This is a genomic window from Mycobacterium sp. NGS15 (assembly GCF_059813245.1).
The window spans coordinates 267,609-285,509 of record NZ_JCALEF010000003.1 but is presented as its reverse complement, the minus strand read 5'-3'; the positions used below and the strand labels follow the sequence as shown (position 1 = coordinate 285,509).

At 65.3% G+C, this 17,901-nt stretch carries 18 protein-coding genes; 6 read left to right on the top strand and 12 right to left on the bottom strand.

From position 1 onward, the window contains the following. Genes priA through hisD form a run of 5 tightly spaced genes read right to left on the bottom strand, consistent with a single transcriptional unit; the run spans nucleotide 1 to nucleotide 4,445 of the window. Nucleotides 1-732: a bifunctional 1-(5-phosphoribosyl)-5-((5-phosphoribosylamino)methylideneamino)imidazole-4-carboxamide isomerase/phosphoribosylanthranilate isomerase PriA gene (gene priA / locus AC5Y5C_RS09050; RefSeq protein WP_499971092.1), complete on the bottom strand. Its 732-nt coding sequence runs from the start codon at nucleotides 730-732 to the stop codon at nucleotides 1-3. Then, complete coding sequence (hisH, locus tag AC5Y5C_RS09045; RefSeq protein ID WP_499971091.1) at nucleotides 729-1,379, bottom strand: imidazole glycerol phosphate synthase subunit HisH; 651 nt, start codon at nucleotides 1,377-1,379, stop codon at nucleotides 729-731. Before hisH ends, priA begins: the two co-directional genes overlap by 4 nt. Further along, nucleotides 1,376-1,999 (bottom strand): imidazoleglycerol-phosphate dehydratase HisB, encoded by a 624-nt coding sequence (gene hisB / locus AC5Y5C_RS09040; protein WP_499971089.1) that lies wholly within the window; start codon nucleotides 1,997-1,999, stop codon nucleotides 1,376-1,378. Before hisB ends, hisH begins: the two co-directional genes overlap by 4 nt. Then, nucleotides 1,996-3,129, bottom strand: coding sequence for a histidinol-phosphate transaminase (locus tag AC5Y5C_RS09035; RefSeq protein WP_499971087.1), 1,134 nt, complete (start codon nucleotides 3,127-3,129; stop codon nucleotides 1,996-1,998). Before AC5Y5C_RS09035 ends, hisB begins: the two co-directional genes overlap by 4 nt. Next, complete coding sequence (gene hisD / locus AC5Y5C_RS09030) at nucleotides 3,126-4,445, bottom strand: histidinol dehydrogenase (protein WP_499971825.1); 1,320 nt, start codon at nucleotides 4,443-4,445, stop codon at nucleotides 3,126-3,128. The genes AC5Y5C_RS09035 and hisD overlap by 4 nt, the downstream gene beginning before the upstream one ends. Before the next feature lie 204 nt (nucleotides 4,446-4,649). Here hisD and AC5Y5C_RS09025 point away from each other — a divergent pair, with 204 nt between their 5' ends. Then, nucleotides 4,650-5,024 carry a nitroreductase family deazaflavin-dependent oxidoreductase gene (locus tag AC5Y5C_RS09025; protein WP_499971823.1) on the top strand — a complete coding sequence of 125 codons (375 nt, stop codon included), beginning with the start codon at nucleotides 4,650-4,652 and terminating at the stop codon, nucleotides 5,022-5,024. 68 nt (nucleotides 5,025-5,092) lie between these two features. Here the strand turns inward: AC5Y5C_RS09025 and nadC are convergent, their stop codons facing one another. From nadC to nadA, 3 genes are read right to left on the bottom strand one after another with little or no spacing between them, the layout of a single operon-like run. Further along, on the bottom strand, nucleotides 5,093-5,959 hold the full coding sequence (nadC, locus tag AC5Y5C_RS09020) for a carboxylating nicotinate-nucleotide diphosphorylase (protein ID WP_499971085.1): 867 nt from the start codon (nucleotides 5,957-5,959) through the stop codon (nucleotides 5,093-5,095). Beyond that, nucleotides 5,953-7,512: an L-aspartate oxidase gene (locus tag AC5Y5C_RS09015; protein ID WP_499971083.1), complete on the bottom strand. Its 1,560-nt coding sequence runs from the start codon at nucleotides 7,510-7,512 to the stop codon at nucleotides 5,953-5,955. The genes nadC and AC5Y5C_RS09015 overlap by 7 nt, the downstream gene beginning before the upstream one ends. After that, nucleotides 7,509-8,537 (bottom strand): quinolinate synthase NadA, encoded by a 1,029-nt coding sequence (gene nadA, locus AC5Y5C_RS09010; RefSeq protein ID WP_499971081.1) that lies wholly within the window; start codon nucleotides 8,535-8,537, stop codon nucleotides 7,509-7,511. The genes AC5Y5C_RS09015 and nadA overlap by 4 nt, the downstream gene beginning before the upstream one ends. Before the next feature lie 83 nt (nucleotides 8,538-8,620). Between nadA and AC5Y5C_RS09005 the strand changes: the two genes are divergently transcribed. Together AC5Y5C_RS09005 and AC5Y5C_RS09000 are read left to right on the top strand one after the other, a co-directional pair. Further along, on the top strand, nucleotides 8,621-9,340 hold the full coding sequence (locus tag AC5Y5C_RS09005; RefSeq protein ID WP_499971080.1) for an NUDIX hydrolase: 720 nt from the start codon (nucleotides 8,621-8,623) through the stop codon (nucleotides 9,338-9,340). Nucleotides 9,341-9,404: 64 nt separating this feature from the next. Continuing rightward, the gene (locus AC5Y5C_RS09000) at nucleotides 9,405-10,727 is read left to right on the top strand and encodes a lipase family protein (RefSeq protein ID WP_499971079.1); all 1,323 of its coding nucleotides are present in this window, start codon (nucleotides 9,405-9,407) and stop codon (nucleotides 10,725-10,727) included. Nucleotides 10,728-10,733: 6 nt separating this feature from the next. Here AC5Y5C_RS09000 and AC5Y5C_RS08995 read toward each other — a convergent pair whose 3' ends face one another. After that, nucleotides 10,734-11,270, bottom strand: coding sequence for a TetR/AcrR family transcriptional regulator (locus tag AC5Y5C_RS08995; RefSeq protein WP_499971077.1), 537 nt, complete (start codon nucleotides 11,268-11,270; stop codon nucleotides 10,734-10,736). Between the two features lie 80 nt (nucleotides 11,271-11,350). Between AC5Y5C_RS08995 and AC5Y5C_RS08990 the strand changes: the two genes are divergently transcribed. Both AC5Y5C_RS08990 and AC5Y5C_RS08985 read left to right on the top strand, forming a co-directional pair. Next, nucleotides 11,351-12,574, top strand: a complete 1,224-nt coding sequence (locus tag AC5Y5C_RS08990) for an FAD-dependent monooxygenase (protein ID WP_499971075.1) — start codon at nucleotides 11,351-11,353, stop codon at nucleotides 12,572-12,574. Between the two features lie 157 nt (nucleotides 12,575-12,731). Further along, nucleotides 12,732-14,399, top strand: a complete 1,668-nt coding sequence (locus AC5Y5C_RS08985; RefSeq protein WP_499971074.1) for a hypothetical protein — start codon at nucleotides 12,732-12,734, stop codon at nucleotides 14,397-14,399. On the opposite strand, the gene AC5Y5C_RS08980 is transcribed toward AC5Y5C_RS08985, so the two are convergent. Continuing rightward, complete coding sequence (locus tag AC5Y5C_RS08980; protein WP_499971072.1) at nucleotides 14,396-15,316, bottom strand: LysR family transcriptional regulator; 921 nt, start codon at nucleotides 15,314-15,316, stop codon at nucleotides 14,396-14,398. The genes AC5Y5C_RS08985 and AC5Y5C_RS08980 overlap by 4 nt on opposite strands. 66 nt (nucleotides 15,317-15,382) lie before the next feature. Here AC5Y5C_RS08980 and AC5Y5C_RS08975 point away from each other — a divergent pair, with 66 nt between their 5' ends. After that, a complete protein-coding gene (locus tag AC5Y5C_RS08975; RefSeq protein WP_499971070.1) occupies nucleotides 15,383-16,882 on the top strand; it encodes a malate:quinone oxidoreductase in 1,500 nt (499 codons plus the stop codon). On the opposite strand, the gene AC5Y5C_RS08970 is transcribed toward AC5Y5C_RS08975, so the two are convergent. Together AC5Y5C_RS08970 and bsaP are read right to left on the bottom strand one after the other, a co-directional pair. After that, entirely contained in the window at nucleotides 16,866-17,645 is a 780-nt protein-coding gene (locus AC5Y5C_RS08970) for a DUF2567 domain-containing protein (RefSeq protein WP_499971821.1), read from the bottom strand. The genes AC5Y5C_RS08975 and AC5Y5C_RS08970 overlap by 17 nt on opposite strands. A gap of 26 nt (nucleotides 17,646-17,671) precedes the next feature. Beyond that, on the bottom strand, nucleotides 17,672-17,899 hold the full coding sequence (gene bsaP, locus AC5Y5C_RS08965) for a biotin synthase auxiliary protein BsaP (protein ID WP_499971068.1): 228 nt from the start codon (nucleotides 17,897-17,899) through the stop codon (nucleotides 17,672-17,674). Between the last annotated feature and the right edge of the window lie 2 nt (nucleotides 17,900-17,901).

Sequence of the window (17,901 nt, the reverse complement as noted above, 5' to 3'; positions counted from 1 at the left end):
TCAGGAAACGGCAGTCAACGCGTCGGGCAGGGTGAAACGGCCCGCGTAGAGGGCCTTTCCGACGATCGCGCCCTCGATACCGGCCCCGGTCAGTTCTGCGATGGCGCGCAGGTCATCAAGGCTCGAAACCCCGCCCGAGGCGATGACGGGCGCGTTCGCCACACCCGCGACCTGTGCCAACAGTTCGAGGTTCGGTCCGGTGAGGGTGCCGTCCTTCGTGACATCGGTAACCACGTAGCGCGAACACCCCTGTGAGCGCAGACGTTCCAGCACCTCCCAGAGGTCGCCGCCGTCGCTGACCCAGCCACGGCCGCGTAACCGGTGTTCGCCGTCCACAATTTGGACGTCGAGCCCCACCGCGACCCGTTCGCCATGCCGGGCGATGGCCGAGGCACACCATTCGGGGTCCTCCAGCGCGGCAGTGCCCAGATTAACTCGGGCGCAGCCGGTTGCGAGCGCCGCCGTCAACGATTCGTCGTCCCGGATGCCACCGGAGAGCTCCACTTTCACATCGAGCTCGCCGACCACCTGTGCCAGCAGCTCGCGGTTGGATCCGCGTCCGAAGGCGGCATCCAGGTCCACCAGGTGCACCCACTCGGCACCATCGTTCTGCCACGCCAGCGCCGCGTCACGCGGTGAGCCGTAGGTGGTTTCGCTGCCTGCCTTGCCCTGCACGAGGCGCACGGCCTGGCCATTGGCGACATCGACCGCCGGTAATAGAACGAGACTCAAGAGATTCCCTTCACCCAATTGCTCAACAACACGGCCCCCGCGTCGCCACTCTTCTCCGGATGGAACTGTGTGGCAGCAAGTGGCCCATTCTCCACCGCCGCGATAAACGGCACGTGATGGGTCGCCCATGTCACCAGCGGCTTCGCGATGGGCGACTCGACGGGTGTTTCCAGCTCCCATTTCTGCACCGCGTAGGAGTGCACGAAATAAAAGCGGGCATCGGCGTCCAGACCGGCGAACAGGTCCGACCCCGTCGCCGCATCAACGGTGTTCCAGCCCATATGCGGGATCACCGGTGCGTCCAGACGGCTGACCACTCCAGGCCACTGGCCGCATCCCTCGGTATCGACACCGAATTCAATGCCGTGACCGAACAGGATCTGCATGCCGACACAGATGCCCAGTACCGGGCGGCCGCCGGACAGCCGAACGTCGATAATGCGTTCGCCGTCGATGCCGCGCAGCCCCTCCATACACGCCGCGAAGGCGCCAACGCCGGGGACGACCAGACCGTCGGCATTGAGTGCCGTGTTGGCGTCGGCGGTCACCGTGACGTCGGCACCGACTCTTTCCAGTGCGCGCTGTGCGGATCTGAGATTGCCCGAACCGTAGTCGAGGACAACGACTTTGGGCCCAGCACCGGTCACAGGCTGCCCTTGGTCGACGGCACGCCGGTGACCCGCGGATCGGGCTCGACCGCCTGGCGCAGCGCTCTGGCCACGGCCTTGTACTGGGCCTCGGTAACGTGGTGCGGGTCGCGACCGTACAGGGTGCGCACATGCAGCGCGATCCGCGCGTTGAGCGCCAGCGACTCGAACACGTGCGCATTGATGACGGTGTGGTACGGAACCGACGAGCCCGCGATCGTGGTGTGCAGCAGGTGGTCCGGCTCGCCGGTGTGCACGCAGTACGGTCGGCCCGAGACGTCCACCGCGGCGTGGGCCAGGGTCTCGTCCATCGGGATGAAGGCATCCCCGAACCTGCGGATTCCCTTCTTGTCCCCCAGCGCCTCCGCAAGCGCCTGCCCGAGAGTGATGGCGGTGTCCTCCACGGTGTGGTGCGCCTCGATCTCGGTGTCCCCCTTGGCGGTGATCGTCAGATCGAAACTGGCGTGCGTCCCTAAGGCGGTGAGCATGTGGTCGAAGAACGGCACCCCGGTATCGATGTGCGCCTGACCGGTGCCATCCAGATTCAGTTCCACCACAATGTCCGACTCACGAGTCGCCCGTGCCACTCGTGCCAGCCGGTTCCACGCGGATGCTGTCATGAGCCCGCACCTTTCTCTAGGTCCGTCCCAGCCAGTGTGTCGCTGACCTTCAAGAACACGTCATTCTCGCTCGCCAACCCGACGGTGACGCGCAAATAGCCCGGAATGCCCACATCCCGGATGAGAACACCCGCATCGAGATAGCGCTGCCAGCTCGCCGCCGAATCGACAAACCTGCCGAACAGCACGAAGTTCGCGTCGCTGGGGATCACACGGAATCCACTGGCCGACAATGCCTCCGACACCCGGATGCGCTCGGCGACCAACGCCGCGACGCTGCCGAGGGTCTCGGCGCGGTGTTTCACCGCCGCGCGAGCGGCAGCCTGAGTGAGCACCGACAGGTGATACGGCAGTCGCACCAAGAGCAATGCGTCGATAACCGCCGGTGCCGCCACCAGGTATCCCAGCCGCCCGCCCGCAAAGGCGAACGCCTTGCTCATGGTGCGGCTCACTATCAGCTTGGTCGGGTACTCGTCCACGAGAGTGATTCCACTGGCAGCCGGCGAGAATTCGCCATATGCCTCATCCAGGATCACTACTCCCGGAGCCTCGTCAAGGATCTGACGCAGGTCCTCCAGCGAAACAGACTGCCCCGTCGGATTGTTGGGACTCGTCACGAAGACCACATCGGGCTGACGCTCCCGGATCGCCGCGACCGCCCTGCGGATATCCAGCGAGAAATCCTGCGAACGCTGGGCCTGCAACCATTCGGTCTGCGTTCCGTCGGAAATGATCGGGTGCATCGAGTAGGACGGCGTGAACCCTAACGCGGTGCGGCCCGGCCCACCGAAAGCCTGCAGCAGTTGCTGCAGTATCTCGTTGGAACCGTTTGCCGCCCATACATTCTCGGCGCCCACGGGCACTCCGGTCTGCTCCGTCAGATATGCCGCCAGATCGGTACGCAAAGCCACCGCATCCCGGTCCGGATAGCGGTGCAGTTCCGCGGCCACCCGTCGGACAGAGGCCGACACATCGTCGATGAGACCGGCAGACGGCTCATGCGGGTTCTCGTTGGTGTTCAGCCGCACCGGCACGGTCAATTGCGGTGCGCCATAAGGACTCTTGCCGCGCAGGCTATCCCGCAGCGGCAGGTCCTCCAGTCGGGCCGCGCCACCGATCAAACCGCTCATGATCGCTCGAACCTGCGCCGGACCGCCTCACCGTGCGCGGGCAGATTCTCGGCGTTGGCGAGCGTGATCACGTGCCCGGACACCTCTTTGAGAGCGGCCTCGGTGTAATCCACGATGTGGATACCGCGCAGGAAGGTCTGCACGGACAGCCCGCTGGAATGCCGTGCACATCCGGCGGTGGGCAATACATGATTGGATCCGGCGCAGTAGTCGCCGAGGCTGACCGGCGACCACGGCCCCAGGAAGATCGCGCCGGCATTGCGTATACGCGCGGCCACCGGCACCGGATCGACCGTCTGAATTTCTAAGTGCTCGGCCGCATAGGCATTCACGACCTTGACTCCCGCACTGATGTCGTCGACGAGGACGATTCCGGATTGAGCACCGGTCAGCGCGGCAGTGACACGTTCCGCATGCACCGTGGTCTCCAGCTGTGCGGCAGTCTCTTTCACCACCGCGTCGGCCAGCTTCTCACTCGTGGTGACGAGCACGCTCGCCGCCAGCACGTCATGTTCGGCCTGGCTAATCAGGTCGGCAGCCACATGTACCGGATCGGCGGTCTCATCGGCGAGGACGGCGATTTCCGTAGGACCGGCCTCCGCATCGATGCCCACCAGCGATCGGCACAACCGCTTGGCCGCGGTCACGTAGATATTGCCGGGCCCGGTGATCATGTCGACCGATGCGAGATCGGCGCCGTCGGTATCGGTACCACCGTGCGCCAGCAGCGCGACACCCTGCGCCCCGCCGACCGCCCAGATCTCCTCGACGCCGAGCAGCTGTGCCGCCGCGAGAATCGTCGGGTGCGGCAGCCCGCCGAACTGGGCCTGCGGCGGCGACGCGATGACGAGCGATCCCACCCCGGCCGTCTGTGCCGGGACGACATTCATCACCACGCTCGACGGGTACACGGCGTTACCGCCCGGAACGTACAAGCCGACGCGCTCGACAGGCACCCAACGCTCGGTGACGGTGGCGCCATCCGCGACGGTGGTCACCGTGTCCTGGCGGCGCTGATCGGCGTGCACCGCGCGCGCTCGCAGGATGGCCACCTCCAGCGCGTCGCGCACCGCGGGGTCCAACTCGGCGAGGGCACGCTCCCGCTCGGCCGCCGGAACGCGGACGGTCTCGGGGCGAACGCCATCGAACTGTGCGCAGAATTCCAATGCCGCCTCGGCGCCGCGGTCCCGGACCGCCTCTACGACGGGCCGCACCGTCGGCAGCACGGCGTCGACGTCCGTCCCGCCGCGAGGGAGGGCGGAGCGCAGATGAGACGGGGACAGGCTCGCACCACGCATGTCGATACGGCGAAGCAGCGATGAGCCGCTTGCGCGAAGAGCATCTGATGGGGTGGATCCGTCAGTCACATAAGCCATTGTCCCAGAGCTGCTCAACACTATTTACCGGGCAGTCACCGGTTGTGTGTGACGCACGTCTAACTACACTCATCCGCAGAAAGACCGCACCGGCCCACAACGATCGGATCATCGATGTCAGCAAACAATCAGCCCGGCGTGCCCATGCTCATGCCCGAGTGGCTTGAGCGAGCGCAGATCAAATTCATGAACCCGCTCATGGCTCCTATCGCGCGCTTTCTGCCATCATTCGCTACCGTGACGCACTTCGGCCGCACCTCAGGCACCAAGTATGAAACCACCGTGAACGCATTTCGCAAAGGTAATTCGGTCTCCATCGGGCTGATTCACGGTAAGACCAACTGGACCAAGAACGTGATTGCGGCCGGCGGCGCCGACATCACACTCTTCCGTGGCAAGCAGATCCATGTGATCAACCCGCGCATCATCGAGCAGGGCCAGGGAGATCCGGCACTGACCCGCTCGACCCGCCAGCTCAACAAGCGCGCCGGGGTCTTCGTCGCCGATATCGCAAAATAGCGCCCGTGGTGGATGCCCCGGCGTCGATGGTCTGGTCCGGGGGTGTACGCGCAGCAGCACGGTCTGGCCTACATATCCAAACCGATGTCGAGGACCCGGGCGGAATGCGTCAGTGCCCCGACCGCAAGGTAGTCGACGCCTGTCTTGGCGTACACCCCAGCCGTTTCCAGCGCAAGTCCCCCGGAGGACTCCAACTTGAGCCGCGGTGCCTGAGCATCGCGACGCTGCACGGCCACCTGGGTCTGCCAGACGGGGAAGTTGTCCAGAAGTACGAGCTCGGCACCCTCGGCCATAACCTCGTCGAGCTGTTCGAGCGAGTCGACCTCGACCTCACACTCGATGTTCGGTGCCGCCGCGCGGACCGCGCGCAGCGCAGCCACCACCGAACCGGCGGCCACCACGTGATTATCTTTGATAAGTGCGGCATCACCGAGGCCGAGGCGGTGGTTTACGCCGCCTCCGGCACGAACCGCGTACTTCTGTAGGAGCCGCAGTCCCGGAAGGGTTTTGCGGGTGTCGCGGATCTGCGCGCTAGTACCGTCGACCGCGTCCACCCAGGCGGCAGTCGTGGTCGCGATACCCGAGAGATGACACACCAGGTTCAGCATGGTCCGCTCGGCGGTCAGCAGGTCACGTGTGGGAGCGGTGACCGTGAGCAGCGCCGTTCCGGTGCCCACCCGAGTACCGTCGGTGAGGCGATCCTCCACGCGGTAATTCCCCGCGCCCACCACCGCGTCGAGAACGATGAGAGCGATATCAACCCCGGCGATCACACCGCCGGAACGCGTCACCATCGATGCGGTGCATTCGGCGTCGGCGGGCACGGTGGCCTGACTCGTGACATCGGGTCCATAGCGCAGGTCTTCTTCGAGAGCGCGCTGGACCACCGAACGTGCCTCGGCGAGTTCGGTTTCCGTCAGTGTCCCGGTCAACATGGCACCCCAGACGGTAGCGCAACCTCGCATCCGTCGGCGTCGCGGCGCACCGGAAGACTGATGGCGAAATTGGGATCCGTACTGGGCCAATCCGAGCGGGCATGACAGCCACGGGATTCGGTACGCGCCGAGGCCGCGGCGACCACTGCAGTGGCGGTGAGGGTGAGCGCGGCGTCCTCCACCTCGAGCGCCGTCGACGTCGGCACCGCGGCGCACGAACGCAATTCGTCATCAAGCTTGGTGAGCCCCTCGGCATCGCGCAGTACCGACGCCCAACGGCTCATCGCCGCCTGAAGTCGCCGACGGTCGAGACGCGGTTGCGCATCAGGATGCTCCCCGGCAACGGCCGGGCGATCGGCCACCTGTGCGGCGGCCTCCCCCGCACGCCTACCTACTACGAGACCTTCCAACAAGCTATTGGAGGCCAGCCGGTTCGCTCCGTGCATACCGGTGCGCGCGACCTCTCCTGCGGCGAACAATCCGGTGACTTCCGTGTGGCCGTAGGCATCGGTGACGACACCGCCACAGCTGTAATGCGCCCCCGGCACCACCGGGATGAGCTGGGTTCTCGGATCGATACCCGCCGCCACACACGCGGCCGTGATGGTGGGGAACCGGCCGGCGAAGTTATCGATCGTGCGTGCGTCGAGATAGACGCACTGATCTCCGGTCTCGCGGAGCCTGCGGGCTATCGCCCCGGCCACGACATCGCGCGGAGCCAGATCCCCCATGGGATGCACCCCGGAAGTCACCGAATCCCCTTGCGCATCAACAAGTGTGGCGCCCTCGCCGCGGACTGCCTCGCTGATGAGCGGTCGGCATCCGCTGGCCCGAGGGGCATGCAGCATGGTCGGATGAAACTGGATGAACTCAATATCGGCCACCGGCACACCCGCACGCAAGGCCAGTGCAATCCCGTCTCCGGTTGACCCCTCCGGATTGGTGGTCGCCGAATACAGATGCCCGAGACCGCCGGTGGCAAGAACCACGGCCCCGGTGCGGATCACGCCCAGGCCGTCACCGTTCCCGACCACCACACCGCCCACGCCGTCGGGCCCGACAAGGACGTTGTGCACGACATGACTCCGCCGGATATCTAGTGTCGCCGCGGCGTGATCGAGCGATCGCTGCACTTCCGCACCGGTCGCATCGCCGCCCGCATGGATGATCCGGCGGGTACTGTGCCCGCCTTCGCGCGTCAATGCCCATTGTCCGGAGCCTGTTTCGTCGAATCGGGCGCCGTCGGCCACCAGATCGCGCACCGCGCGGTAACCATCCGACACGATCGACTGCACCGCGTCGACATCACACAGACCGCCCCCGGCAATCAGCGTGTCGCGGACATGAGCCTGGACCGAATCGTCGGTGTCGGGCAGCACGACCGCGATACCACCCTGGGCGAAATGCGTGGCAGTAGCACCGACCTTGCTGAGCACCATGACCTTTCGGCCGCGGCGGTGCGCCGCGAGTGCAGCCGCCAATCCGGCTACACCCGCACCGACGACAACCACATCTGCATCAGCAGTCCAGGTGGTCCCCGCTGGCAGTGTCATTCTCCGCCGCCGGGCTGTCCGATCTCGATCATCCGCTGCACACTTCGTCGCGCGAGCTGCGCGGTTTCCTCGTCGACGTGTACCTCGTCGCGGCCCTCCACCAGGCAGCGCAGCATGGCCGCAGGGGTAATCATCTTCATGTACGCGCACGAGGCCCGATCATTGACGGCCAGGAAGTTCACGTCGGGCGCCGCCTTACGCAGCTGGTGCAGCATGCCGACCTCAGTGGCGACCAGCACCTCCCGTGCGCGCGTTTCGCGGGCCGCGTCGAGCATTCCGCCCGTCGAGAGAATCTTCACCCGATCGTCGGGTACGGCTCCCTCGCCGGCGAGGTACAGCGCCGATGTCGCGCAACCACATTCCGGGTGCACGAACAACTCAGCGTCCGGATGTGAACGCGCCTGTCCGGCAAGTTCGTCACCGTTGATCCCGGCGTGCACGTGGCATTCGCCCGCCCAGACCTGCAGGTTTTGACGACCCGTCACCCGCTTGACGTGTGCGCCGAGGAACTGGTCCGGGCAAAACAGCACCTCGCGGTCCGGGTCGATCGACGCGACGACCTCGACAGCATTCGACGACGTGCAGCAGATATCGGTGAGCGCCTTCACGGCGGCGGTGGTGTTGACGTACGAGACCACTACGGCATCGGGAAATTCGGCCTTCCATTCCCGCAAGTCCTCGGCGGTGATGGAGTCGGCCAGCGAGCACCCGGCGCGCTGATCCGGGATGAGCACCGTCTTGTCCGGGCTGAGGATCTTGGCCGTCTCGGCCATGAAGTGAACACCGCAGAACACGATGGTGTCCTCGGGCGCCTCTGCGGCGATGCGCGAGAGCGCCAAGGAGTCGCCGACATGGTCCGCCACGTCCTGGATCTCCGGACGCTGATAGTTGTGCGCGAGCAGTGTGGCGCCGCGCTGCTTGGCCAGTCGGCGCACCTGCTCGGCCCAGCGGGCATCGCCCTCCACGCCGGTGTATCCACCGGGGCCGTCGATCACGCCGTCAAGTACCACGTCAGCTGCCGTCATGGCCGCCTCCTCGCGCCCTCGGGTCTCGGCCGGCCTTCGGGCTGCGTTTGGCCAACCGAGGTTTTCGACTTATGATCGAAAACATGGTCCATACTAGCACCGAGCACGAGGTGTTAGCCGTGGTGTTCCAAGTACGTCACTTCGAAAACGCCACTACCGGTACCGGCGGTCCTGTCCGCGCTCCTGAGCTCGCCGTATTGCTGTGGCAGCGCGCACTCGAACCGCACCACGGCGCGTGGGCCCTGCCCGGCGGCCAGGTCCGCGCCGACGAGGACCTCCCTTCCTCCATCCGCCGGCAGCTCGCCGAGAAGGTGGACGTGCGTGAGTTGGCCCACCTTGAGCAGTTGGCCGTGTTTTCCGCACCGAACCGCGTGCCCGGCCCACGTACCATCGCCTCGACGTTTCTTGGGCTGGTCCCCTTTCCCGCCACCCCCGAACTTCCCGCCGATACTCAGTGGCATCGCGTGAGCAACCTGCCCGGGATGGCCTTCGATCACCACGTGATGGTCGCGCACGCACATACCCGCCTGGTCGCCAAGATGTCCTACACAAACATCGGGTTTGCCTTGGCACCACAGCAATTCACGCTCTCGACGCTCCGGGACATCTACTGCGCAACGTTGGGATATCCCGTCGACGCCACCAACCTGCAACGTGTGCTGGTCCGGCGCGGAGTGCTCACCCCGACCGGAACCACCGTGCGGTCAGGCCGCAGCGGGGGCCGCCCCGCCGCGCTCTACCGCTTCACCGATGACCGGTACCGGGTCACCGACGAGTTTGCTGCGCTACGCCCTCCCGGGTGACCCGACTAGTCTCTTAGAGTCTCCTTAGGGTATGAATGCCGGGGACCTTGAAGGGAGCGCAGGCATGGCACCCCACGACCTGGCGATATCCGATGACATCACCTGGATCGGCGAACCGCGTCATCAGAGGATCGAACGCGGGGACCGCCCGCTACTCCCCACCGAGGATCCGTTCTACCTCCCGCCACACGGATTCGAACACGCCGCACCGGGCACGGTGCTGCGCACCCGAGATGTCGAAACGGCCTTCCTGGGCGTGATCCCCCAGCGATTTACCGCGACGCAGCTGCTGTACCGCAGCAATGACCTCAATCGGCGTGCGGGTGCCGCGGTCACCACGGTTCTCACTCCCGCCGGCACCGACCCGGCGGCACCAATTCCGATCGTGTCGTATCAATGCGCCATCGACGCCGTCACCGACCGCTGCTTTCCCTCATACGCCTTGCGGCGGGGCGCACATGCGCTCGGCTCCTTCGCGCAGCTCGAGCTGCTGCTGATCGCTGCGCTCCTCGCCCAGGGCTGGGCGGTGTCCATACCGGATCACGAAGGCGTCGACGGGATCTGGGGAGCCCCGGAGGAGCCCGGGTACCGCACGCTCGACGGACTTCGGGCAGCCCTGAACTGCGAGAGGCTCGGGCTCTCCCGAGACGCACCCATCGGGCTATGGGGATACTCCGGCGGAGGCCTCGCCACTGCGTGGACGGCGGAAATCAGTGCGGACTACGCACCCGAACTCACTATCGCCGGCGCGGTGCTGGGGTCTCCGGTAGGCGACCTGGGACATACCTTCCGCCGACTCAACGGCGGACTGTTTGCCGCTCTGCCCGGGCTCGTGGTCGCCGCTCTATCGCATGTGTACCCCGGCCTTCAGCGCGTCATCGAGGAGCACGCGACACCCCAGGGCAAGGAATTTCTCGGACGGCTCGAAGACATGCCGACCTTGCGTGCCATCGTCGCCATGGCCTTCAAGGACATGGACGATCTGGTGGACCAGCCACTGGACCAGCTCCTCGAGACACCCGAGGTGCAGCATGTCTTCGACAGCATCAAACTCGGCAAGACGGTCCCCACGCCGCCCGTCCTGATCGTTCAGGCCGTGCACGACCAGATCATTTCGACCTCATGTATCGACGAACTGGCCGATAATTACCGTGGCGGCGGCGCCCACGTCACCTATCACCGCGATCTGCTCAACGAGCACCTGCTGCTGCATCCCATGTCCGCACCGATGTCGATGGCATGGCTGGGCGCACGATTCAGCGGCGAGGCACTGCCGGCGGCACCGCGCCGTACGAGCTGGCCGCTGGCGTTCAAGCCCTCGACCTACCTCGGCCTGCTCAAGCTCGGCTGGCTGAGCGCCAAGGTTATGGGCGGCCGTCCCCTCTAATGAGGCTCAGCTGTTCAGCGCGGCGACGGCGGCGTCCACCGCAGCCTTTTTGACCTGTCGATGCGACCGGTCCGCGTATTCGATGGTGCAGTCCGACAAGCCGCCAAGAGCCACGGTTGCCCGGATCATCTGCACCCCTGACGGTTTCGCGCCCGCGAGCAACGCGATCAGCTTGCGCCGCCATTCGATCATCCATTCACCCAGTTCGAGCTGCCCCATGGTGGCCAGATCGCGCACGATGATGCCCATGACAACACGGTGCGACCACAACACGTCGAAGTAATCCTCGAGTAGTTGGCGGGTATCCCGCGCGCCGCGGGTGGCCAGAAACGCCTCCAGATCGTCCACCATCGGCTGCACGATGCTGCGCACCAGATCATCCCGCGACGAAAAGTGGTAGTAGAGAGCGGGCTTGGTGATCTCCAGCTGGGCGGCGATGTCCCGCAGGCTGGTATTGCGCAACCCATGTTCGGCGAAGAGCTCTCGTGCGACCGTCTGGATGCGCTCCCTGGTGTTCGCCGCGCCGGGCGCCTCGGTGACCATCGGCCGATAATAGTCCCTGACTTTCCGGCCGGTAAGCAGTATGCTCGATCACTTACCGACCGTTAAGTAAGGATAGGGGCATGCGAGTGCTCGTTTCGGGGGCAAGCGTCGCGGGCCCCACGCTGGCCTATTGGCTCGCGCGGTATGGATTTGACGTCACAGTGGCCGAACGTTCACCGGCGCCGCGCAAATCGGGGGGCCATGCCGTCGACCTGTTCAAGCCCGCGATGGACATCGTCGAGAAGATGGGCGTTCTCGACCGGATCGAGGCACACAAGGTGAGCACCGACCTCCTCTCGATCCACCGCGAGGGTAAGCCCGGTCTGGTGGACCTCCCCGAGGCGCTTATCTTCTCGGCGTTGTCACAGCGCCACGTCGAGATCATGCGTGACGATCTCAGTGAGATCCTCTACGACGCCAGCGCCCCCACCGCGGAGTACATCTTCGGAGACTCGATCACGGCGCTCGCTGAAGACGGCACCGGGGTGCGCGTCACCTTCGAGAAGGGTCCGGAGCGCCGGTTCGACCTCGTTATCGGCGCCGACGGGTTGCACTCGAATGTCCGTGGTCTGGTGTTCGGCCCCGAGTCCGGCTATTCACATTGGCTGGGCGAGTACCTCGCCGTCGCATCGATACCCAACTACCTCGATCTGGCCGACCGCGCATTAATGTTCCCTCAAGTCGACCGGATGGCGGGCATTTACAGCGCCGCACAGCTCTCGGATGCACGGGCGTTCTTCCTTTTTCGCCCTCCCGAACCACTTGACTACCACCACCGAGACATACCGCGGCAAAAGGAACTGTTGCGAGACGCCTACGCCGACTTCGGCTGGGAGGTCCCTCGCATGCTCGCGGAGGTCGATGCGACCGATGCCTTCTACATGGACTCCATCACCCAGCTGCGGATGAACACCTGGTCGAAGGGCCGGATAACACTCGTCGGCGACGCTGGATACTGCCCCGGCCCGGCAGTGGGCGGAAGTACAAGCCTGGCGGTGGTCGGGGCATACGTGCTCGCCGGGGAAATCTGGACCGCCGCAGGTGATCACACCCGCGCCTACCCCGCCTGCGAAGCGGCCCTGGGCGACTACGTGCGCCGCAGCCGCCAACTGGCTCTCACCGCATCGGACACCCTGGTGCCCAAGAGTCGCGTGGGCCTATGGACTCTTGTTCACGGCGCACGAATCCTCGGTCATTTGCCACCGCCACTGGCACACCTTGCCTCGCGGCTGGTCGCGGCACGCACGCTGAATATCCACGACACCTTCGCCATCCGCGACTACCAGGGACTCGTCCGCCCCTAGCGCATTAGCCAGGGTCCGGATCGGAAAGCGCCAGAACAGCATTGGAGACAGCGATCGCCGCGTTGCTGGATCACACCACATCGTCGGAGCGGCCCAACCATGCGTGAGCACCCCGTACTCTGACGTCCGGGTCGCTTCGAATCGACAGAGGAGTGAGATGGACCGGACCGCCAATCCCTTGTTCAAGGCGGGCATGGCCGCTGTCACCGCGACCGCCCTGGTCGTCGCGCCGACGGTGGTTCCGCGCACGCCGCAAGCCATCTCATTGCCCGACGTACGATCCGCCTCAGTTCGTCTGAGCTCGTTCGCATTCACGCCGCAGGCCAACAAGGCCGCGCTGAGCACATTGGCCGCATTGCAGCCCCCGCTGCCGTTGACCGCCGCCGGGAGGTCAAGCGTGCCGATCGGCGCTCTCTCATTCGCGCCGCGCACCGATCCCAGCCTCTCGGTGCAGCCGCGTACGGCAGCCGTCCAGCCTCTCGCGCCCTCCACCGCGCCGTCTCTGTCCAGTGCTCCCGCCGCGGCGGCCGCGGGTCCGGCCGTCGCAAACTCCATCACCAACGGCATCGACCAGGCCTACCAGTTCATCCAGTACTGGGTGGATTACGGCGTGGACCTCGCGCAGTGGGGCGCCGGGTTTGTCCCTGTCATCGGCGGACTTGTCAGCGCGCAGATCGGCATCGTCTATGACAACCTCATTCGGCCCATCGCCAACAGCTTTGTCTATAACCTCGTCGACCCGATCATCAACGACCCCAGCTTCTCCAACATCGTCAACTCGTTCGGGCGATTCGGCGGTGACATTGTCAACTCCGTTATCAATTTCGCGTGGGCAGAGGCACGCTATTTCCTACCGCCGTTGCCGCCCCTTCCCGGTTTGGCCCTGCAAGCGACAGCGGACGCCGTCGGCACGACCCCCGCCTCCGTTCACGAGGCATTGGCACCCTTCACCAAGGCGTTCACGGACGCACAGGCACATTTTGCGGAGGCGCTGGGTCTGACGAAAATCGATCAGAGGCTGACAGGCCTCGAAAAGACCAGCACCGCAGAAGAAACCACTGGTGATGCCGCGAAGGACACCATCAAGGGCACCGCTGTCGATACCAGGGCGGCCAAGGACGTACAGGGCCCTGACGTACAGGGCCCTAGGGAAGCTGCCGAGAGCACGACGCCCGTCAAAGACAAAGCCGCCGCCTTCGATAAGGAAAAGGGAACGAACGAGAAGGCCACGACCGATCACCAGGAGACCGCGGCAGAAGGCGCCAAGGACTCTCCCAAGGATTCTCCGAAAGATCCCGCACCCACCGGTGCGGCGACAGGTACGTTGGGGGCTTCCGGCGAAGCGGTCACGGGCGCCAAGCAAGCGAAAGACACGGAAAATCGCAAGGATTCGACGAAGGAAGACAAGTCGCTTGCCGCCGCGGTGGCCAAAGACCAGACCGACAGGCCGGCGCAACCGGTCAAACCGAAGATTCCCACAACCAGCGCCAGCGAGCACGGCACGGTCAGTGCACAAGGCATCGTCCGCGGTCCCATTTCGCAGTCGACCACCGGACAGACCGGGGCTTCCACGTCGGGTTCAAAGAATCCGGACAGTAAGACGTCCGATACCAAAGCGGCAGAAACCAGGCCGTCCGACACCACGACAAAGAGTGCGGGGACCAAGGTTTCGGACACCAAATCATCCGAATCCAAGAGTTCCGGATCGAAGGCGCCGAGCACCTCCTCGACACACGACTCGGCGAGCAAGTCCTCGGGATCCGCGAGCAGCTCCTCCACATCCGGTGGCGGCAGTTCGAAATCGGGCGGCGGCAGCCACGACTAGGTGTTGCGCGTCTCGCCACCGTTGACGGCGGTCGGCGAGAAGTGGTGGAGCATGAAATCATTCAGGCGCCGGGTGGGCGCCGCGCGGGTGGTGGTGCCCCACGCCAGAGCAATGGAACGGTGGTGACCTCGGCCTGCGAGCGGAATTTCGCAGACACCGGGCGTAGTGCGGTCGTCATGAGGCAGAAGTGCAATGCCGAGGCCGCGGCTGATGAGTTCACGGATCGTGCCGAACTCGGTGACTTCGATGGCGATGTTTGGGGTGTATCCGACTTCACGACACCACGTCTCGGTGAGCTGCCGGAGGTTGTAGCTTGGCGGATTGGCGATGAACGTCTCGTCGGCCAGCTGGTCGAGACATAGTTCGGCTGCCGCGGCGAGCCGGTGGCCCGCAGGTACCGCGACCTGAATCTGTTGGATACCGATCGGGGTGTGATGCAGGCGCTCCGGTGCGGGAATCACGACGGCAAGGTCGAGATGCCCGGTCATCAACTCTGCGCTGAGTTGTGTTCCGTGCGCCTGCTTAAGGAGCACCCGGATGCCCGGGTGCCGATGCCGGAAGGCGGCAAGCAGATCAGGAATGTGACCCGATCCCATCGTCAATGGGAATCCGAAACGCACCGTGCCGTGCTCGGGGTCCGCGTCACCGGTGAGTTCGGCGAGAGTGCGGTCGAGCTCGCCGAGCGGTCCACGCGCGCAGGCAGCGAGACGGCGCGCCTCAGGAGTCAGCCGCACCGTTCTGCCGTCGTGAATGAGCAGTGGTATCCCCAGAGCCGTTTGCAGTGCGTGGATTCGCCGACTCATCGATGACTGTGGAATGTCCAACGCCAGCGCGGCCCGGGTCATGTGTCCGTCATGGGCGGACAGTTCCACCAGGGCCCTCAGTTGAGGAGCCAGCTGCGATGTCCATTGATCCATTATCGGATGCTACTCCCCCAATCATTCATTGGACGGAATGAATACTGGCGGCGGATGGTGGACGGTATGACCACATCCTCACGCGCGCCCGGCGCATCCCATGACAATGCCGACGTGGTGCTGATCGGGGGCGGCATCATGTCCGCGACCCTGGGCTCAATGCTGTCGGTCCTGGAACCCAAGTGGCGAATTGTACTGCTGGAGAGGGCCGATGCGGTGGCCACCGAGAGCAGCGACCCCTGGAACAATGCCGGTACCGGGCACACTGGGTTCTGCGAGCTCAACTACATGCCCGACCCCGGGGATGCCGCGAAGCCCGCCGCGATAGCCCGCCAGTTCCACCTCAGCCGTCAGTGGTGGTCCTACCTCGCAGACAACGGGCTGCTACCGCCCGATGCGTTCATTCACACCGCGGCGCACATGGACGTGGTGTTCGGCGAGCGTGACGTCGACTATCTACGGCGTCGATACAAAACGCTGTCCGCAGAGCCGATGTTCACCGGAATGCAGTTCAGCGATGTTCCCGGCACCATCGAACGCTGGGCACCGCTGGTGATGCGCGGCCGCACCCCCGGCGAGCCCGTCGCCGCCACCCTGCACCCCGACGGGACCGATATCGATTTCGGCGCCCTCACTCGTGCGCTGACGCGCATCATCACCGATCGAGGTGGCCAGGTCCGCCTCCGCCACGAGGTGGGCGCGCTTAGCCGAACCAGCGACGGATCATGGGTAACACGAGGGACAAATCCCGACGGCCACTTCACGATACGAGCGCGCAATGTGTTCGTCGGCGCCGGCGGACACGCACTGCGGATCCTGCAACGCGCACGCCTTCCCGAGGTGCGTGGTTACGCTGTCCTGCCCGTCGGCGCCGCCTTCCTGCGGTGCGGGGATTCTGCGGTGGCTGATCAGCACGCGACCAAGGTGTACGGGCAAGCGCCCGTGGGTGCGCCACCCATGTCCGTACCGCACCTGGACAAACGCATGGTTCGCGGTCGGCCGTACCTCATGTTCGGGCCGTATGCGACATTCAGCACCAAGCTGCTCAAACACGGTCGGTGGGTCGACTTCTTCACCACGGTGCGGTGGCACAACGTACACGTGATCGCGGCGGCGCTCATCCAGAACCGTGCACTGATCCGATACCTGATCACACAGGTGGTCGCCACTCCACGACAACGCTTTTCGCAGCTGCGCCGGTACTACCCCGCCGCCAGGCCCGATGATTGGGAGCTTGTCCCCGCAGGTCAACGGGCGCAGCTCATTACGCCCGACCGCCGACGTGTGGGAGTCCTCCAGCAAGGCACCGAGCTGGTGATCAGTGCCGATCGCACCATCGCGGGGTTACTCGGCGCCTCCCCGGGTGCCTCCACCGCAGTCCCGATCATGCTCGACGCCCTCCAACGCTGCTTCCCTGAGCGATGGCGCACCTCATGGCAAAGGACCATGATCGACGCAATTCCCGGCGCCGGGGATGTCGTCTGGGATACACCGACGGTCACCAACTCCGTGCGAGCGTCGGCACGCTCACTGAGCCTGGACGACGACTCTAGGCGGTCGAATTAGCACCTTCGACGGGCGGGACGGTCGCGGGCGCCCGGTACACCGGCGCCTTCACCGGCGGCCAGGCCTCGAGATCGTCACGGGCGCAGGCGACTACACAGAACATGTAGGCGACCGCCGCCAGACACGGTGCCAGCGCGAGCGTGACCGCGATCTGAGCCGGCGTGTGACCATAGAACACCGCGGGTGCCTCGACGACGTACTTGATGCGGTGCCCTTCGTCGAGCTGAGCCCCCGCGACATCCAATACGCCATAACGCAACCGGACCAGTGCGGCTCCAACACCCGCCGCCACTGCCGAGCCCGCCAGGGCGCCGAAGGTGAGCGCGCCCACCATCAGCGGGCCGCGGTGCGTCCGCCACTGCCAGGCTGCGACAGACGCGACCACCGCGACCACGGTAGCCATCCCCATCAGCATGGTGGTGGCGATGAAGAAGTTGTCGGCCTGATCGCCCAGGTGCACGAACACCCGACCGTTATCGCGCGTATCGGCGATGGCTCCGTGCACGCCGGGCGCGATGACGCTCCACAACGCTCCGACCAAAGCCCCGGCAGCAGTAAGCCCGCCGAACACGATGGCGGCCGCGCGACGATGCGAAAAACGTGGCGGAGCAACCTGCTCCAGAACGGATGACGCGGCACTCGCGGGAACCCGATGCTCTTCGCCGGCGCTCATCGGCGCCAACGGCTCTTCGCTGGCGCTCATCGGCGCCAACGGCTCTTCGCTGGCGCTCATCGGCGCCAACGGCTCTTCGCTGGCGCTCATCGGCGCCAACGGCTCTTCGCTGGCGCTCATCGCTGCTCGAGCTGCTTGGAGTCCGCCTCGCCGTGTCGCGAGCATTTCGCACGCCAGCCGTCCGGACGCACCTGCACGATCATCCGCCGCCCGCATGCCGCACAGAACCGAGGAGGCTCCAAGCCCAGCTGTGCCGCTGTCGGCACAAACAGTCCCGTCGACCCGTCCATGGACTCGCCGGTGTACACGTTGTACTTACCGGCGGCTACCGGTTCTGTACCCATCA

Excerpts from the sequence above, each read along its gene's own strand:
- hisB (WP_499971089.1), bottom strand. The coding sequence starts at position 1,999 with ATGACAGCATCCGCGTGGAACCGGCTGGCACGAGTGGCACGGGCGACT.
- AC5Y5C_RS09035 (WP_499971087.1), bottom strand. The coding sequence starts at position 3,129 with ATGAGCGGTTTGATCGGTGGCGCGGCCCGACTGGAGGACCTGCCGCTG.
- AC5Y5C_RS09025 (WP_499971823.1), top strand. The coding sequence starts at position 4,650 with ATGCTCATGCCCGAGTGGCTTGAGCGAGCGCAGATCAAATTCATGAAC.
- nadC (WP_499971085.1), bottom strand. The coding sequence starts at position 5,959 with ATGTTGACCGGGACACTGACGGAAACCGAACTCGCCGAGGCACGTTCG.
- AC5Y5C_RS09015 (WP_499971083.1), bottom strand. The coding sequence starts at position 7,512 with ATGACACTGCCAGCGGGGACCACCTGGACTGCTGATGCAGATGTGGTT.
- nadA (WP_499971081.1), bottom strand. The coding sequence starts at position 8,537 with ATGACGGCAGCTGACGTGGTACTTGACGGCGTGATCGACGGCCCCGGT.
- AC5Y5C_RS09005 (WP_499971080.1), top strand. The coding sequence starts at position 8,621 with ATGGTCCATACTAGCACCGAGCACGAGGTGTTAGCCGTGGTGTTCCAA.
- AC5Y5C_RS09000 (WP_499971079.1), top strand. The coding sequence starts at position 9,405 with ATGGCACCCCACGACCTGGCGATATCCGATGACATCACCTGGATCGGC.
- AC5Y5C_RS08995 (WP_499971077.1), bottom strand. The coding sequence starts at position 11,270 with ATGGTCACCGAGGCGCCCGGCGCGGCGAACACCAGGGAGCGCATCCAG.
- AC5Y5C_RS08990 (WP_499971075.1), top strand. The coding sequence starts at position 11,351 with ATGCGAGTGCTCGTTTCGGGGGCAAGCGTCGCGGGCCCCACGCTGGCC.
- AC5Y5C_RS08985 (WP_499971074.1), top strand. The coding sequence starts at position 12,732 with ATGGACCGGACCGCCAATCCCTTGTTCAAGGCGGGCATGGCCGCTGTC.
- AC5Y5C_RS08980 (WP_499971072.1), bottom strand. The coding sequence starts at position 15,316 with ATGGATCAATGGACATCGCAGCTGGCTCCTCAACTGAGGGCCCTGGTG.
- AC5Y5C_RS08975 (WP_499971070.1), top strand. The coding sequence starts at position 15,383 with ATGACCACATCCTCACGCGCGCCCGGCGCATCCCATGACAATGCCGAC.
- AC5Y5C_RS08970 (WP_499971821.1), bottom strand. The coding sequence starts at position 17,645 with ATGAGCGCCAGCGAAGAGCCGTTGGCGCCGATGAGCGCCAGCGAAGAG.
- bsaP (WP_499971068.1), bottom strand. The coding sequence starts at position 17,899 with ATGGGTACAGAACCGGTAGCCGCCGGTAAGTACAACGTGTACACCGGC.